This is a genomic window from Flavobacterium crocinum (assembly GCF_003122385.1).
Lineage (GTDB): Bacteria > Bacteroidota > Bacteroidia > Flavobacteriales > Flavobacteriaceae > Flavobacterium > Flavobacterium crocinum.
On record NZ_CP029255.1, the window covers coordinates 5,583,988 to 5,602,077 of the forward strand.

Consider the following 18,090-nt stretch of genomic DNA (forward strand, 5'->3'; position numbering starts at 1 on the left):
GTAATATGGAAGAGTGAATTAATTCTCAGTATTAACCAAATAATTTATGACTTTATTTAGATTTCTTAAAAAAATCAAAACAGTAAAGTTTAATCTGCTCCACCATCGACGCTATCAAATGTTTCGCGTTCTTTTGGTTTAACGCTGTATTTGAGAGAAAACATTGGGCCATAATAAACATCAAACTGTGTTCCGTTGGTACGAAGCTGCATTTGACCAATTATACCTGCCAGAAAATGAATATTTTTCGTAATTCCGGCACTATAATAAACGGACAATCTAAAAATATCAAAATGTTCATCAGCGTAATCTTTAGAAGCAAATTTGAGCATTAATTCTGTGTAGTAACCAATATTAGGCGCCAGAAAAATGGTTTTTTCTTTGTCCTGTCTTAAAAAATGATTGACTCCAAAACGTGCTCTTAATCTGGGAATGGTCTGATGATTTCCGTTTCGGTCATCAAAAAATTTGGTTTCAAAACGCAGCTGTTCAAAAATAGATCCTTTGGGCATATCCTGAGAAAGTGTTCCCATTATAATCAATCTGTTTTCTAAGGTTTTATAATTTCCAGCTTCTTCGACTGCATATTTCTGATTGTGTGCATATCCGAGCCATAATTTTAAATTTTTAAAACCAGAATACATTAGCCAGGGTCTTATTACTTTTCGCTGTGTGTATTCAAACGGATTGTCGTTTGTGTAAGCTCCTTGTGTAACTAACTGCACATCGACCTGACCGCTGAGATGCCATTTTTCGACTAATGGAAAAGCTACATCTACTTCTTCAATAGAAGCCGGAATAAACCCAATTGAATAAGGAGCGTCCTGCGCCCTTAAAAACTGTGTCAGCATAATGAACCCAAACAAAATCAAACTTCTTTTAAATAAATTCATAGCGCTCATTGTTAAAGTTCTGATTAAGAAAAAAAGCACATCAAATTTAAATAAAGAAGCAGATCACTATGAAAAAAAACGGTTTCATCTTATAAAATGAAACCATCTTTAAACTGTATTGCATAAAAAAAGCTTCAGATGAATCTGAAGCTTTAAAAAAAATAAACTCTGAAAATTAATATTATGCAGACAGGTACGGACTGCATATCTTTTTATAATTAATCCGGATTTGCCAGGATTTTATACAACTCTGCATTCGATAGATAAAACTGGTTTTCTAAACCAATCTGAGATAATTTAGCGCTTACCAGATTATTCTCTCTTGAATTGATTAAGAAAATAGAACTTTCTCCAAATGAGAATAGTTTTTCTTCTGAGTTTAGCATCGTCATATAATCCGTCACCAAATTATCAATTACGATTTTTTGTCTTCGTAAAGAAGCAATTTCGGTCTGCTGTGCTTTGATTTTATTTTTAAGTTCTAAACGCTGCTGACCAATATCAAACTGTAAATCCTGAATCTTTAATTTTGCCATTTTTAAGTTTCCTCTTTCTTTTCTTAAGAAAATTGGAAAGCTGAAATCGATATTGAATTTATAATCATCGGCATTGAATGTATTCCAATAATTTGGATCTGAAATATAATTGTAACCAACATTAACTTTTGGCAGAAGCGAATTGGCTTTCAGCTGTCTGTTTACTTCCAAAATATCCATTTTGGTTTCAAGAGACTGAATTTTTGGGTGCGAATCCAAAGACTCCATTTCTACCATCATGGCATCTGTTCTTAAAGTTTCTTCGATTGTCTGAATTAAATTCTGCTCTGGCTTTACTAAATCACCTAGTTCAACCGGAACATTTTCAATCCATAAAAAATTAGCCAGTTTGAGTTTCGCTTTTGCTAATTTCAAATTTCCGTTTTCAACGTTCAATTCTCTGTTTCTAACCGTAATTTTAGCTTCAACACTGTCAATTGCAGCACCATCCCCTGCGTCAATAAGTTTTTTAACCCCTTGAAAACGAGTGCTGGCAAAACCTAAATAATTTCTATACAATTCAGCTTCATTGTAACTTCTTCTCCACTCAAAATACGCTTCGCTTGCCTGATACAAAACTTCAATAGCTCTTAGTTTTCGCTGTGCGTCACTTAGTTTTATGTTCAGTTTTCCTTCTCTCACATCAGCCATACGCTGATTGATAAACATTCCCTGACCTAAGGCAACAGTAATTCCAAGCGAAGCTAAACCAGCTTCCGGCGTACGATTCTGCGGATTGTAATATTGTCCGTCTGTATCGTCAAAACCTGCTTTGATCTCTACTCCGTACCAAGTTGGAATTTTGAAACTGCTGTTTAATAACGAATAATATTCTGTTCCTTTAAATTCTTTCTTATTGTAATCTACTTCAATTTTTGGATCAAATCCACCACGCGCTGCCATCAATTTAGCCTGCGCATTGGTCACTTCAAGATTGGCTTGTTTTACGAGCGGATGATATTTTTTGACATATCCTAAAAACTCACTGAAACTTAGCTCTTCTTCATTAAAGTTCTGACTTTGAAGCGAAGAAAAACTCAACAGAAATAAGAAAGAAAACAATTTTACAAGATTTCTCATTTTACTTTTTCTCCTTTCCTTTTGCTTCTTTTTCTCCTGAATTATAATAATTTGGTGGGAAACCATTTAAGTTTCGCCAAATCTCATACCATACCGAAACGGTTTCCAGCAATGCAATACTTTGCGCACCGGCACCAATACTTAGTTCTTTTGGCCAGTGGCGATCTTCTCCATCCGGCGAAACTAAAATTCGGTATTTCCCATTCGAACTGATAAAGTTTTCAATTGCAACCACTTTACCACCGTAAGTTCCGTAAGATAATCCCGGCCAGCCGGAAAATACAATTCGTGGCCATCCGTCAAACCAAACACGAACCTTTGCACCACGATGTACTAACGGTAAATCGATAGGATCTACATAGGTTTCTACCGCAATATCATAACTAGAAGGCATGATACTTACTACTGGAGTTCCTTCTTTTATCGTTTCTCCAAGACCTGCTAATAAAGCACGGTTTACATAACCGCTTTGTGGTGCTGTAATGTAATACAAACCGTTTCTTAATCTGTAGTTCGTATACTGGTTTTCTAATTTATTTACCTGAGCTTCTGTATCGTATTGCGTACTTAATGCGGTAAACTTATCACTTCTGGATTTTGAAATTTTTTCCGCATATTCAGCCGTAATTCTATTGATCTCCACTTTCGCATTGATCAATTCGTTTCTGCTGCTCAATAATTTATTTTCCTGCGTAATAATATACGCTTCAGATTCCTGCAGTTTTAATCTTTTCTGCTCGACATCTGTCATTGGCTTTAGGCCTTCTTTATTTAAAGCTGTCGAACGATCAAATTGTGTCTGTGCAATTCGGAGCTGCGTTCTTACCGCAACCAAATCCATACTGTCGCTTTTTATTTTCAGTCTTGCTTGTCTTATTTTATTTCCCGCTTGTTCCAATTTCAATTGTCTTTCAGTATTCAGAGACTGCGCCTGAACATCAAGAGAGTTGACTTTATCGCCGTACGATTCAACAGCCATTTTTTTAGCATCAACTTGTTGTTTGGTATTTCCAACCAAATTTGGATCCAGATAATCTTCCTTGATCTCCGAAATAAAAAGGATTGTATCTCCTTTTTTGACATAATCTCCTTCTTTTACAAACCATTTTTCAATTCGTCCGGCAATGGCAGTGTGCACGGTCTGTGGTCTTTGATCTGGTTTTAAAGTCGTAACAGAACCACTTCCCGAAATATTCTGTGTCCATGGCAGAAAAAGACATAAGACGGAGAATATCAGAAATCCGATTATGACTCTGTTTAAAATTTTATAATGTGGTCTTCGGGCAACACTTGTAATTGATTTGTATTGGCCCGGAGTTATAAGTACGTTATTATCTTTAGATATATTGAGCATGATTAAAGCTTTATGTCGTTAATAATTTTTCCGTCATCAATCGTGATCATACGACTGCATTTGCTCTTCCAGATATCATTTTTAGAAGTTACAATTACCGTCCAGTCATTTTCTTCGGAAAGTAAAAAATCAACAATTTTATTCGAAGTCAATTCGTCCATTTTATCCACTGGATCTTCTAAGAATAAGATATTTGGTTTACCCACAATACTTCTGGCCAAAAGAATTTTTTGCACATCAGAAGCAGAAAGTTCACGTCCTCCCGGATGAATTTGATTTTCTAATCCATTCTCGAAAGTTTTGATGTAAGGCGTAAGTCCTACATTATCTAAAGCCCATTTTAAATCGTCGCTGTTTAAAGTTTCATTTCCAAAAACAATGTTTTCACGAATTGTTCCTGCAAATAAGGTATCGCCCTGAAGGAAAGTTCCAGCCTGAGCTCTGTATGTATCTTCGCTTAAACGATTCATGTAATTGTCTGTCACATACATCGCACCGCTTTCCGGCTCTAAAACTCCGGACAGAAGTCTAAGTAAAGTACTTTTTCCGGCTCCGTTGGTACCGGTAAGAATGATTTTTTCTCCCTGAGAAATTTTCAGGTTAATATTCTTAAGCGACTTTTTGTTGTGATCCGGATAATTGTAATTGATGCTTTCGGTTTCAATGTTGATTCCTTTTTCTGTTTTTCCAGAAGTCTCCGGAATACATGAAATTTCCATATCCGTTACCTGACCAATTTTTTCAACTGAAGTCAATACATCGTAAAAAGATTCTAATCCGAAAATGATTTTTTCTACCGAATTGATTAACAATACAATTACGATTTCAGCTGCTACGAACTGCCCTATGTTCATTTGGTGGTGAATTACCAGAAAACCACCGATTGACAATAAGGCAGCAGTAACAATAACTTTAAAAATAGTCAGCTGTATATATTGTTTTTTCATTACCTGAAAGTGCTTTTCACGGTAATTTACATAGCTGCTTACATAGCCGTCATTTCTGTCCAAGGCATAATCAAATGCTGCTTTCTTGCGAAAACTTTCACGATTGCGTGCAATTTCCTGAAGCCATGCCGCCACTTTATATTTAAATTTTGATTCGTTCAAACTGGTTTCTAAACCATCTTTATACGAAAATTTAAAAATGACCCATAGAATAACAATGAAAAGAAGTCCGATTACCATAAAGAAAGAATGGTAAAGCACTAATAAAATAATCCCCAGACCAACCTGTAAAAATGCGGTACAAAAATCAAGCAGTAATTTAGCCGTTCCTTTCTGCACCATTAAAGTATCAAAGAATCGGTTTGCTTTTTCTGGCGCATATTCAGTATACATTTCTTTAAACTTAATTAAAGGCATTCTGTAAGCAAACTCAAAAGAAGAACGCACAAAAATTCGCTGCTGCAGATTTTCTACAATACGCAATTGTAAAATAGTTAAAACCCCGCCAAATCCAACTCCTATTGTAACCAGAATTACCAGAACAATCCAGGAAACGCTAAGTTGTCCGCTTTGAATAAAATTAATAATAGCCTGAATTCCTAAAGGCAGAGAAAGGTTTACTAAACCTGCGAATGCAGCATAGAAGATAATTTGATATACATCACGTTTATCAAGCTGCAATAAGTTGTAAAATCGTTTGAATGGTGTCATGAATTTAGATATAAATACAAGATTATTACATAGAATAAATATACGGCAAAAACCGCATTCGAGATTAAGATTTTTTCTTCTTATCCCTAAAAAACAAGTATTTATGAATTCACCCGAGGAGGCGGTATATCTATTTTACCATGAAAACCAAATGAGAAGTTTGTATTATCAATATATTTTTTTCCTTTCTGTTCGATTAGAAAATACAGGTTAGGCATTAATGATTCCGCAGAAATTAAATATTCCATCGCCGGAATCCCTTTCGCTAATTTGGCTGTTTTGGTATCTTTTGTTTTATAGTCGTCCAGTTCCTCCGGAATACCGTCACATTTGAAGATTTTTTTCAGAAAATTACACGTAATCCCTTTTACGGTATAGGTTTCTGCATTAGCGTTGATGATTCGGCTAACACCATTCGAGATGTTTAAACTGCTGATTAAAAAGTAGCCGACCAGTAACACCTGAAGGCATTTACATAAAAAGCTATTTTTAATTTTATTCAACATACTCTAAAAGGCGAAAATTTAAATTAGATCAGTGAAATTGAATTCCAAACTCCAATGATTTAAGGTAATTATCTTAATTTTTCTGAGCGCGCAAGTTAGAGCCAATTTTTTTTTAGAACATTAAAATAACATTAGAATTTAGAATCGTTCAAAACTTTACAAAGAAATTAACAAGGCATTCTTACACTTTTATTGTTATCGGAATTATATAACAACAGATGATAATTCTATAACTCATCCCGAAGACTAGATTCTATTTTTGGATATCGAAAATTCGACGAAGTATAATCCCGAAATTTAAGATAAGTGTTACCCGAAATAGAAACCCGATTTACAAACCATTTAATAGATGATCTTACTATGATTTATGCAAAAAATGATTTGACCCGATTTTTAGATGCCCAAAACAAGCTGTACTTAACGGCCTATTCTGAAATTAAGAAAGGAAAAAAAGAAACCAATTGGATGTGGTTTATTTTTCCGCAAATACAAGGATTAGGAAAAAGTACGCTTTCTGATTATTATGCTGTAGCGGATTTGAAAGAAGCGACTGAATTTTTAAATCACCCGGTTTTGGCAAAACATTTAATTGAAATTTCAAAATTACTCCTGACTTTCAAAAAGAAATCTGCTGAAGGTATTTTGGGCGAACTTGACGCCAGAAAATTGCATTCCTCGATGAGTTTGTTTGTTCAGGTAGAAAATGCACATCCGGTATTCCAGGAAGTTCTGGATACTTTTTTCTACGGACATCTTGATCAGATGACTTTAAATTTTACTCAAAAAACTGTTGTCCTGCCAGAGACAGTACTTTCTTAATACTCTTAGAATAAAAAAGGGAACAGTTCAAAACGTTCCCTTTTTTCCATCAACAATAATAAATATAAAATAAAGGTAAAAATTCTATTACGAGCTTTTTTCAAAATTAGAAACACCTTTTTCAAGCCACTTTAAATAATCTTTTACATCCGGATTGTAGGCTGAAGTTTCATTCAGCGTTTCTCCTTCGTGATTTACCAAAACATAAAAAGGCTGTGCATTGGTTTTATAAGTAAGGGTTTGGAATTCGCTCCATTTTTGTCCTATATATTTTAGTTTTTTTCCGGTTAGTTTAGAAGTAATTTGTTCTTTTGGATTTAATTCTCTTTTATCATCTACATAAAGGGAAATTAAAACCAAATCGCCTTTCAGGATTTTCTGCACCTTTTCATCAGACCAGACATTGTCTTCCATTTTTCGGCAGTTGACGCAGGCATGTCCCGTAAAATCAATCATTACTGGTTTTCCTATTTTTTTGGCGTATTTCATTCCTAAATCATAATCGGTAAAAGCCATAATATTATGCGACCCAAGCTCTGCTCCTTCCGGCAGATTTGAGGTGATTTCCTTAGAACCTGAATTATTGAATCCATTCGGGATTTCGCTGTAATGCATTGGCGGAGGAAAACCACTAATCATTTTCAGTGGTGCACCCCATATTCCCGGAATCAGATAAATCGTAAAAGCCAAAACCACAACTCCCAATCCAAGTCTTCCAACGCTGATATTTGAAATTGGCGAATCGTGCGGTAATTGTATTTTTCCAAATAAGTAAAAAGAGAGTGTCCCGAAAATGGCAATCCAAATCGCCAGGAATGCTTCTCTTTCCAGTAAGTGTAATTGTAAAACCAAATCGGCATTGGAAAGGAATTTAAAAGCCAAAGCCATTTCTAAAAATCCTAAAAAAACTTTAACCGAATTCAGCCAGCCACCCGATTTAGGAAGCGAATTCAACCAGCCCGGAAAAGCGGCAAACAAAGTAAATGGCAAAGCCAAAGCCAGAGAAAAGCCAAACATCCCAACAAAAGGCGCGATTCCTCCGCGTGAAGCAGCTTCGACTAATAATGTACCAACAATTGGTCCGGTACAAGAAAATGACACAATGGCCAAAGCCAGAGCCATAAATAATATTCCGATAATTCCGCCTTTATCTGCCTGCGTATCGACTTTGTTTACCCAGGCATTGGGAAGCATGATTTCGAACGCTCCTAAAAATGAAAAAGCAAAAATCATTAGTAAAACAAAAAAGATCAGATTAAACCAAACATTTGTAGAAAGTGCATTCAGCGAATCTGCCCCGAAAACCCAGGCTACAACAGCTCCTAAAAAAATATAAATTGCAATAATCGAAATTCCGTAAAAAACAGCCTTTCTAATTCCCTGAGATTTTGTCTTACTTTGTTTTGTAAAAAAACTCACAGTCATTGGAATCATTGGAAAAACGCACGGTGTTAAAAGCGCTGCAAATCCTGATAAAAAAGATAAGATAAATATCGTCCATAAACTTCTGGATTTTGTTTCAGGCTTCACTGTTTTTATAACTTCTTTTGGCGTTTCAACAGTTTGAACCGAAACATTTTCAGACATTTCTTCTTTTGGGGCAACAGCTGAAGTATCAATTGTTTTAACTTCAATTTCTTCCTTAACAGCTGTTTCGATTAAAGTTTTCGCTTTCGCGGATGGACTTAAATTAAACTCCAATTCATCTGAACTGGGCGGCAGACAGTTTTCGTCATTACAAACCATAAACTCCACTTCTGAAATGATTTTGAATGGTTTTGATGAAAGTATCTTAATACGCTGTCTAAAAGTAGTTTCTTTTTCGAAAAACCTGATCTGCATTTTAAAAACAGGATCATTGATTGTTTTTCCTTTTTCTTCTTTTACATTATCAATTAATTGATAATCGGCACTTTTAATAAAATTAAAGTGAGTTGGAATCGGACCTCCGTCTGCAACTTCCTGACTGTATAAATGCCATCCCGATTCTATTATGGCCTTTGCCTGTAATTCATATTCAGTGTCTGAAATTTTCCCGACACTGGTTTTCCATTTTATGGGATTATAGATCTGAGCTTTTACTAATATGGAAAACTGCAGGAAAAAGACCAGTAAAAATATATTCTTTTTCATGGGATAAAATTTTTTAAAAAGAGGGTTGAATTGCCAAAACAACCCTCTGTGAAATCCACTATACAAACTACATTGCTTACTAATTCAAAATACTTTTTTGATAGGGAAATACAAATTAAACTCTGGTAAATAAAAACTCTTCAGATTATTTTAATGGTTTAAAAACGACTTCCATAGAATCAGCTTTATCTAAAAATGAATTAGCAAATTCCTGAATGTCTTTGGCTGTGATGCTTTTTACGATATCAACATAATTTTTAGGATCATTCATATCGTAAGCATTCTCAAAATAGTTATAAATCAAGTTCATGCTATAACTGTTGAAGTTTTTGCTGTCTTCTCTGGATTTCAAATAGTTTGTTCTTGTTTTCTCAATGTCTTCAGCAGCGATTTCTCCTTTCCTGATTTTATCAATTTCCTGATACACAATTGGCAATAAATGCTCCACTTTGTCGGCATCGCAATCAAAATTAATCTGAAGATTTGCTTTTGAAATCGGAAGTTTATCCATAGTTCCTCTTACTTGCGCACCGTAAGTTCCGCCTTCTTTTTCACGGAGACTTTCAGTATAACGCAAAGTCAGCACATCGCTTAAATACGAAACCAAGATTCTGTTTCTTTGAGAAAAAGCAACATTTTTTAGAAAAGCAATTCGAACAGAACTTTTTGGAGTTTCCATTTTGATGAAAACGTCTCTGTCAATTTTATTTGATGTCCATTTCGGAATGTCTGTTTTAAACTTTTCTTTACGTTTAATTCCGTTTATACTCGCAATATATTTTTCTAATAAAGGTTTTAAAACTTCTGGCGTAACATCTCCAACAATATAAAATTCAAAGCTTGAAACATCTGCAAAACGATCCAAATAGAAAGCTTTCATTTTATCAAAAGATAAACCGTCAATATATTTTTGATTCAATGGCTGTATTCTTGGGTTGTTTTTCCCATAAACGACATCCGTTAAACTGTCTCCCATTTTTGCATTGATATCATTTGCTCTGTTTTTAAGCGAATTTTCTAATCTTTCCTTTAATAGCTTATACATTTGATTATCAAATCTTGGCTGCACAAAACGCAAATGAATCAATTGCATCATGGTTTCGATATCTTTTACATTTGCCCATGCCGTAACTGTCTCTTTCAACGAGCTAACATCTACAGAAGAGCCAGCAATTTTTCCCTTTAAAACTTTTGTCAAATCAACATTCGACAGCTCACCAACCCCAGACATTAGCGCTAGTTCAGTTGCGCGGCCAACTGATGGTAAATCTTGAGGCTCATACAAAGAAGATCCTCCAAAACTTTCCGCTTTCAGATCTACTTGTTTCTTGTTTTTATCAGCAAATTTGTAATGCACTTTTACGCCATTGCTCAATACAAAAGTTGTCGCATCGATTGCAGTTTCTTTTTTCTCTGAAACAATTTTTCCTGAATTGATTTTCAGATTTCCTAAAAGTGTTTTTCCTTCAAAAGTATCCACATAAGGCTGTAACGAAGCATCGTTTTCAGCTTTCTGAATAATATCAAAAGCTTTTTCCTGAGTTAAGTTATTCTCTTTTTCTACACCTGTTACCGCTACAACACGATTTTGCACCGTATATAATTTACTGATTTGCTCTTGAAGAATTTTAGTGTCAACATTCTTCAAAATGCTTTTTATCATTTCAAATTCTGCTTTTGGATCGGCAATAACTTCATGATTTAAATAATCGTCTTTTACCATTCCAATAACATCCTTATGCGAAATCTCATTCAGTTTTTCCAGATAATTTTCGTAACCTGAAATATTTTCTGCAACAGTCCTTTCGATTTCTCCTTTAGAAAAACCAAATTTGCAGGCGCGAACCCATTCATTCATGACCATTGCAAAAGCTTCGGCTTGCTTTTCTGGTTTTGGAGAAACATTCAAACTCCAGATATCATTCAAACGGGAAAAATTTTGGTATCCAACTGATGCACTTTTAAACGGGCATTCTTGTTTCTGCGCCATTTCTGTCAAACGACTATTTAAGATAGAAAAAGCAAGACTTCTTTGAGTAGATTTTTCTAATTCGGCATAGGTATTTGTTGATTTTTCTGCCGTATGGCGAATCATATAACTAATATTTGAAGTCGAAATTTCTTTATCTAAAGCCAATTTGAAAGTTGGTTCTGTTCTTTCCGGAATTGCAATTTCAAAACGCTTTTTAGGATTTACCGGCGTCGGAATATCTGCAAAAAGTTTCTTGATTTTTGCTTCAATTTCGTCTGCGTTAATATCTCCTACAATTGCGATTGCCTGCAAATCTGGACGATACCAATCTTTATAGAAATCTTTTAAAACCTGATATTTAAAGTTCTTCACAATTTCCATATCGCCAATCGGCATGCGGTCTGCATACAGTGAATTATTGTAATAATACGGCGCCAGCTGATTGTAAATTCTCGCTCTTGCATTTTGTCTCGTACGCCATTCTTCGGTAATTACACCGCGCTCGGCATCAATTTCTTCATTTGTAAGCGATAAGAAATTAGACCAGTCGTGCAAAACCAATAAACAGGTATCTACAACTCCGCCATCTTTTGACGGAATATTGTCCAGATTGTAAACCGTTTCATCTGTGCTTGTATATGCGTTGATATTTCTTCCGAAAACAGCACCTTGTTTTTGAAGCGTATTCAGGATTCCTTTTCCTTCAAAATTTTTCGTCCCGTTAAACGCCATGTGTTCTAAGAAATGCGCCAGCCCCTTCTGCTGGTCGTTTTCTAAAACAGAACCTACGTTCTGAATGATGTAATAACTTGCTGTATTTTTATTGACTTCGGTCGGATAAATATAATAGGTCATTCCGTTTGGCAGAACTCCTTTCTTTATTTTCTGATTGACTGAGATTGGGTCGTTTGCTTTGTAATTTTGCGCTTGCGCGAAAGTCAAGCTTCCAATAAAAAGCAATAAAACTGATATTTTTCTTCCGTACTTCATAAAGCCTTTTCCTTAACTTTTCAATAATTTATCCAGCTGTACTCTCAACTCAGGATTTGAGGGACGAAGTGCATCGGCATTTATAATATTTCCTTTTGTATCAAATAATAAGAATCTCGGAATTGCATTTACCTCATAATTTTTAGCCACATCAGAACCAAAATCCTTATCAGCCATTAACTGAATTCCTTTTAATTGCTCTTTGGTCACAAAATCTTTCCATTTTTGAGCGTCTTTTGGTTTATCCAATGAAAGGCTTACAAAAACGATGTTTTTTCCATGGTAATCTTCTTCTATTTTTTTCATGTGAGGAATTTCCGCTTTACAAGGCCCACACCAGGTTGCCCATAAATCGATGTACACATATTTCCCTTTGAAATCTGAAAACGAAACCGGTTTATCGTTGATATCTTTATAGGTAAAATCTAAACCTTTCTGACCTACACTTTTATGCAATACTTTTTCGTATTCCAATAAAAAAGCTTTGCTGTTATCCGAAACCATAAACGGTTTAATTTCCGGTGCAATTTTTTCGTATTCTTCAATTTTCATACGAGAATTTGCAACTGCATCTCGCAAATAAACATCTTTAAGAGCAGGATCTGTAATATGTGTAATTGCTTCCGTTAAATCTAAACGTTTTGGAGCATCTCCGGTATTCATCGTAATGTAAAAGAAATAATTTGACATTAACGAAACTCCATTTTGTAATTTCAATAAATCCGGATCTGTAAATTTCTTATCGGTTTCCCAGGTTTTCATAACAGCCGGACGGTCGTTTTTATCCGGAAATGCAGTTCTTGGCATTCTGAAAAAAGTATAAGTCAACTCTTCAACATCAGTAGCTACAGCTAATTTTAATAATTTGTTGAAAGCAGCATCTTTCGTTTTAATTGATTTTGAAAATTCATCTGCTTTAGCAATTCCTTTGTCAATGAAAGGATAAAATTCTACATAAGTTACATTCTCACCCAAACGTGCAAAAGGAGCAAATTCGTTGTAGATTTCGTTTGCTTTTTGTACCAGGGCATTTTGTCCTGTATTTTTTCCGCTTAAAGTATAATTCGTTTTATTAATTACAAGATTAATATCAAGTTTAGGTTCTAAATACAAACGAATTAGTTGATTTCTGCTTTTAAATTGTCCGTAATCCACATAATAAAAGCCAGCAGCTGAAACTGGAGTCAAAAAGCCAAATTCCCCCAAAGAATTAACTTTTGCGGTAGCAGCAACGACTGGCTTTCCTTCTTCAACGTTGTAAAGTGTCACTTCTTTAGCTTTAAAATCCGGAATTGAAATGGTTCCTTTAATTACTGCATAATCTGAAAGATTTACAGCATAACTCATTTGAACCATAATGAAGGTCATAATGAAATAAAAACTTTTGTTTTTCATGTTTTTCTGTTTTTTGTTGATAGTTTTAAATTGAAATTCGCATTGATTGATCGTCTTGTTCTATTATAAAATCCTTACTTTCTTTGGATGCTTTCAGCTTTTTAAGATTTTCCGGCTTCAGTAATTCCTGTGCTTCAAAATCATTAATCTGAGTGACTTTGGCGCCTGTTTTTACTTTCTTTAAATACTCGTTCTGTTGGTCTATAATTCTTTTTACTAATAAGTTTTGATTTTCATCAAAATCCAAATCAAGTCCGCCGAGATAGAAAGAAGCTATTTTTTTAAAATTTTTATTCGGTTCTAAATACACCGTTTTGTGCAGTACATCAATAGTAAAATTGAAACGTCTGATTAAATCGATTCCGAGAGATCCATCGGCGAAAGCCCAGCTTTTATTGGCATCATCATATTCCTGAAGGGCTATGGTAACGTTTGGGAAATTATTTCCGTTAATGCCAACATTCGGAATTGCACCCCCAATAATTTTGGTTTGTTTTCCTAAACTAAAATTGACCGAGTTGTATTCTGTTTTTAAACTTGCTTCCAGATTATTTTTGTGATTGAAAGGTCCGTAAGCAATAATATCATAACCGGCACCAGTATCAAAAGTGAAATTGCCTTCGACTGTTTTTTTATCTTCAAAAGTCAGGTTCATTTTTACTACCGGAAGTCCCGATTTATAATCAAAAATCATTGGTTTCGCTTTTCCTGTATAATTGAAATTTCCGAAATTGTACAAATCGATCGTCATCGTATCAAAATTCACCGAAGTGATGTAATTGCGTAATAAATTTGCTCCGAATAATCCGTCGTAAACACCATGTTTTGGAAAAATAACCAATCCCTGATTTTTCAAAACCTGATCTCCTATATAAATAGTATTATCTGCCGAATACTGTACCTGTTGACTTCCGCCAACAACTGATGCCGATTTGTTATTGGTTACCACAACTCCTGCCTTGTAAGCACTATCCGGATTCAAAGCCATTCCGTCTGCTCCAGTGTCAAAAAGCATTAAAAACTCGCGGTCAGCTTTGTTTAATTTTATTTTGATTGCGATTCCGTTTTCAATGATCTGAAATGGAATACTCGCCATTTTTTTAACTTCTGCATTTCTGTCTACCCGGTATAAACCATCAAAAAAAGTGACATATACGATTTTGTTTTCTGCGTTGAAAACAATTTCAGACGGCTTTTTTTCTTTTCCGTTAAAGAAAAAATTTACTGCCGTTTTGGTTTCTTTTTTCTCCACTTTTGATTTTCCAATCTGAATAGAATCTAAGTTTGGGAATGCTTTAAAAATAGTATTAAAATAAAATTCATTTGAAGAAGAATCTCCAGCGCCCACAGTAAATTCGGGCGCTATGAGATTTTTCATTGCGTTGTAATCTTTATTCTGAAAGGCTTTTTCGAAAGTTTCAATAGATTGCCGGATGCCGTTTTGAGCATAAATGGAGCATCCAAAAATCAGGGTTGAAAACAAGAATATCTTTTTCATCGCGAGTTACTTTTGTCCAGTATTCGGATTAACCACCACTTTTTCTACTCCAAAATCTTTTAGTAAAATGCCTTCAAATTTGGTCCATTCTTCAACAGTATAAAGTGGTTTCATTTCGTCTAAAAGTTTTTTGAAAGAAGTCAAATCGTTCTTTTTTTCAAACTCTTTTTTCTTGCGCTGCAAAATGGTAAAGACGTGATTGGTCACACTTGCTGTTCCATAATCTTTATAAAGTTCTTTGGCATTTTTCAAGAAGAAATCATCGTATTGTCGACCGATTCTTAAACCTGTGATAATGACAAAAGGAACTTCGTCAGTTAAGGAAGGCTGTGCTTTTAAATACGCATCGGCAGTTTCAAAAGAGACATTTCTTTTCCCGTTTAAATAAGCATCTTTGTAGAAATCCGGATAAACTTCGTCTTTCGTACTGTATTTTTTTAAAATCCCTTTTTTAGCATTTTGCTTTGACTTTTCCAAAAGTGCTGTTAACTGTTCTACACTTTGAAAGCCAGTTTCGATATCAATAATTTTTCCTTCAGCATTCATCAGTAAAAATGTTGGAAAACCAGTTACACCGTATTTCATGCATAACTTTTTACCAATTTCTTCTTTTAAAATATCCGATTTAAAAGTGACAAAATCAGCGTTTAAAACAGCTGTAACTTTAGGATCCGGAAATACTTCTTTGTCCATTTGTGCACACGGCATACAGCCCGTAAAGTACAAATCGACAAAGATTAATTTTTTCTCCGTTTGAGCTTGTTTTTTCGCTTTTATCCAGCTTTCTTCGGTTGATTGGGTCTGTGCTTTTAAGGCAATAACAGGACAGGCAAGCAGCAAAACTGCGCTTGCGATTTTCAAAAATCGTTTCATAAAATGTGGTTTTTAAGAACCGAATGAAGAATGAATTTTATTCTTCATTCGGTTTTGTTTTTTAGGGTTAGTTAATTATCTTCTGCGGTATGCAACATCAACAATTTTAGATAAACCGCTATATGTATTAGTTAGGATTAAGTCTCCGTTTACAGGAGGAACAGTGTACAATTCTAATGTCCCGGTAGTTCCGTAACTTCCAACAATTAGTTTTTTGTCTGCATTTTTGGCTAAACTATTAAAAGCGATATAGGTTATTTCTTCTGCTCCTTTGTTAATCATCAACTTGGCAGATTGAGTTCCGTGATCGTATTCATAAACTTTTCCTCCAACAGCATAAAATAAATACCCTGAATCCGGACTTACAGCAAACCTGGTTGCTTTATCAAACTCCGGTGCATTCAGTATTTCTTTATAATAACTTTGAACTAAGGTTTTTGAAAAACGAAGTAAATTGTATTTCCCTGTTGAGCGGTTCTTTAGAACAGCAAAGTTTTCATAACCATTAAAACCTGAAGTTGTCATATAAATTAAATCTGAATTGGTGTTGTTCCAATCTAAAACTGTTTCAGTAGGGCTTAAAGGCGGCATTGCAGAACAATTTCCTTTAGAATAACTAAAACGTACAAAAGCACGAGTATCATTATTAAAGAAAACCGGTGTTGCTGCAGAGCCTGAATTACTGGCAATGAAAGGGGCTGCATAAAAAGTTTTGGTTTCCGTTTCCATGATATTTTGTGGCAAACCGTATTTTATATTAAAGGCACGATAATAGTAATATATATTTCCTTTGCTGTAAACAAAATTCTCTCCTCCTGCTCCTGGTGTTTCCATAAAATCAATTCCAAAATTGGTTGGAAATGCACCTCCTAAAGTTTCATAAGCAAAATTTTGTGATTGAGCCCATCCAAAAGAATCCGGATCCAGTCTGGCAGTACCCGTTTCTGTTGCTGTAACATAAACACCATAGGCAGAAGATGCTGTAGCACTTCCAAAGCAAGATACGTCAACAGCAGTACCTGCCAATTTTAAAGCTGAACCGGAAGCATCCAAAACATCTGTAATAATTCTTGGTTCCGGAATACCCGGTAATATCGAAACCATATCTAAACGCGCTTTTCCATCTACATTCCCGACTACTAACCAGCCTTCATAAATAGAAGAAACCACATTCAAAGTAAATGGTTCCTGCTGCCAGGTAACACCTGTAACTTTATCTTTTACAAAATAATAAATCGTGTACTTTCCTGAAGGTAATTTTAAAATTCCATCTAAATCTTTTGTTGTAGCGATCAGCATTTTTGCCGTTGGATCTGCTAAAAGCTTAGAAAGGTTAAGTGCTGTCCATTCATAAGTATAGCGGTCGGGATTATTGCCATCGTCTATAGTTGGGTTTAAATTTGGAGCTATTTTGAAATATTCTCCTGAATATGCTGTATAAGTTTCTTCAATACCGGTTACTGCAATTTCATTAATTTCATTATAGTCATAATTCCCTTCATCTTCTGTACAGCTATAGTTTAAAACCAGCAATAAGGACAGAAAAAATTGAATTTTTATATTTTTAAACATAGTGTTCTGTTTTTAAAATTTAAAGAATGTTTTTATGGAAAGATCATTTCTTTTCCGTCCTCTTCGTAAATGATATTACCTGAAGCTTTCTGGTCGGCCAGATAACGTTTCATAAAGCCCTGATAATATCCAAAATCTGCAATTGCCAGCCCTGGAGCTCCCAGTTTTTGATTGAACATTTCCGGTTTTAAATCCATCAATTCACACATTAAGTAGAATTTTTTGGCTGTAAAAACTCCTAATGCTGATGCATACCATCCAGTTGGCTGAGTTAATTTATCATCTAATGACAATTTAAAAGTGATAAAGCTCAGCGTTTTTCCGGTTAGTTTATTCAAATAACTCTTCATATCTGTTTTAAAAGAGTCATTTTCTTCTAAGTTTAAAATCAATAAATAGCTGTTTTGTTTCATATCAGCAGTTCTGTGAACTTTTACAGCGAGAGTATCTACTTCTTTTCCGGCAGAAATTTTGATTGTTTGCGGAAGTTCGAAATGAGTTCCTTCAATTGCCGTACTTTTTGGATCTACTGATACTTTTACATTTCTGTCAACATCACTTACTTTTCCTTGTACACGAATCGGAATTTTATAAATCATTTCAGTAACGGTAGCTTTTTCAAGGGCAAAACTATATCCTAAACTATCTGCTACCGTTTTAGCTCCCTGGATTGATATTCCGTAAACAGAATATTCAAAATAAACACTATCCTGACCGTGAAAGGTTTCAATGTCGTCCCGATTGCATGAAGTAATTCCTAAAAGGGATAAAAACACAAGGCTTAAAATCAATATTTTTTTCATGTTTAGTC

13 protein-coding genes are annotated in these 18,090 nt (G+C 34.8%); 1 reads left to right on the forward strand and 12 read right to left on the reverse strand.

Translation table 11 applies throughout. The features are described from left to right. Positions 1-89: 89 nt before the first annotated feature. The 5 genes from HYN56_RS23645 to HYN56_RS23665 form a co-directional block, all read right to left on the reverse strand. Positions 90-893 (reverse strand): DUF2490 domain-containing protein, encoded by an 804-nt coding sequence (locus HYN56_RS23645; RefSeq protein ID WP_240622625.1) that lies wholly within the window; start codon positions 891-893, stop codon positions 90-92. Between the two features lie 218 nt (positions 894-1,111). Next, on the reverse strand, positions 1,112-2,509 hold the full coding sequence (locus HYN56_RS23650) for a TolC family protein (RefSeq protein WP_109194914.1): 1,398 nt from the start codon (positions 2,507-2,509) through the stop codon (positions 1,112-1,114). A gap of 1 nt (position 2,510) precedes the next feature. Next, the gene (locus HYN56_RS23655; RefSeq protein WP_109194455.1) at positions 2,511-3,863 is read right to left on the reverse strand and encodes an HlyD family secretion protein; all 1,353 of its coding nucleotides are present in this window, start codon (positions 3,861-3,863) and stop codon (positions 2,511-2,513) included. A gap of 2 nt (positions 3,864-3,865) precedes the next feature. Continuing rightward, positions 3,866-5,521, reverse strand: coding sequence for a peptidase domain-containing ABC transporter (locus HYN56_RS23660; protein ID WP_109194456.1), 1,656 nt, complete (start codon positions 5,519-5,521; stop codon positions 3,866-3,868). A 101-nt stretch (positions 5,522-5,622) separates the two neighbouring features. Continuing rightward, entirely contained in the window at positions 5,623-6,027 is a 405-nt protein-coding gene (locus HYN56_RS23665; RefSeq protein ID WP_109194457.1) for a hypothetical protein, read from the reverse strand. A gap of 360 nt (positions 6,028-6,387) precedes the next feature. Between HYN56_RS23665 and HYN56_RS23670 the strand changes: the two genes are divergently transcribed. Then, positions 6,388-6,846 carry a DUF1810 domain-containing protein gene (locus HYN56_RS23670; protein WP_109194458.1) on the forward strand — a complete coding sequence of 153 codons (459 nt, stop codon included), beginning with the start codon at positions 6,388-6,390 and terminating at the stop codon, positions 6,844-6,846. Positions 6,847-6,933: 87 nt separating this feature from the next. Here the strand turns inward: HYN56_RS23670 and HYN56_RS23675 are convergent, their stop codons facing one another. From HYN56_RS23675 to HYN56_RS23705, 7 genes are all read right to left on the reverse strand, one after another. After that, positions 6,934-8,979: a protein-disulfide reductase DsbD family protein gene (locus tag HYN56_RS23675; RefSeq protein ID WP_109194459.1), complete on the reverse strand. Its 2,046-nt coding sequence runs from the start codon at positions 8,977-8,979 to the stop codon at positions 6,934-6,936. 145 nt (positions 8,980-9,124) lie between these two features. Beyond that, positions 9,125-11,941, reverse strand: a complete 2,817-nt coding sequence (locus HYN56_RS23680) for a M16 family metallopeptidase (protein WP_109194460.1) — start codon at positions 11,939-11,941, stop codon at positions 9,125-9,127. A gap of 12 nt (positions 11,942-11,953) precedes the next feature. After that, positions 11,954-13,336: a TlpA family protein disulfide reductase gene (locus HYN56_RS25225; RefSeq protein ID WP_109194461.1), complete on the reverse strand. Its 1,383-nt coding sequence runs from the start codon at positions 13,334-13,336 to the stop codon at positions 11,954-11,956. 25 nt (positions 13,337-13,361) lie between these two features. Continuing rightward, positions 13,362-14,834, reverse strand: a complete 1,473-nt coding sequence (locus HYN56_RS23690; RefSeq protein WP_109194462.1) for a retropepsin-like aspartic protease — start codon at positions 14,832-14,834, stop codon at positions 13,362-13,364. A 6-nt stretch (positions 14,835-14,840) separates the two neighbouring features. After that, a complete protein-coding gene (locus HYN56_RS23695) occupies positions 14,841-15,707 on the reverse strand; it encodes a thioredoxin family protein (RefSeq protein ID WP_109194463.1) in 867 nt (288 codons plus the stop codon). Between the two features lie 75 nt (positions 15,708-15,782). Beyond that, positions 15,783-17,279: a PKD-like family lipoprotein gene (locus tag HYN56_RS23700; protein WP_109194464.1), complete on the reverse strand. Its 1,497-nt coding sequence runs from the start codon at positions 17,277-17,279 to the stop codon at positions 15,783-15,785. 32 nt (positions 17,280-17,311) lie between these two features. Then, entirely contained in the window at positions 17,312-18,082 is a 771-nt protein-coding gene (locus tag HYN56_RS23705) for a DUF4843 domain-containing protein (RefSeq protein WP_109194465.1), read from the reverse strand. Between the last annotated feature and the right edge of the window lie 8 nt (positions 18,083-18,090).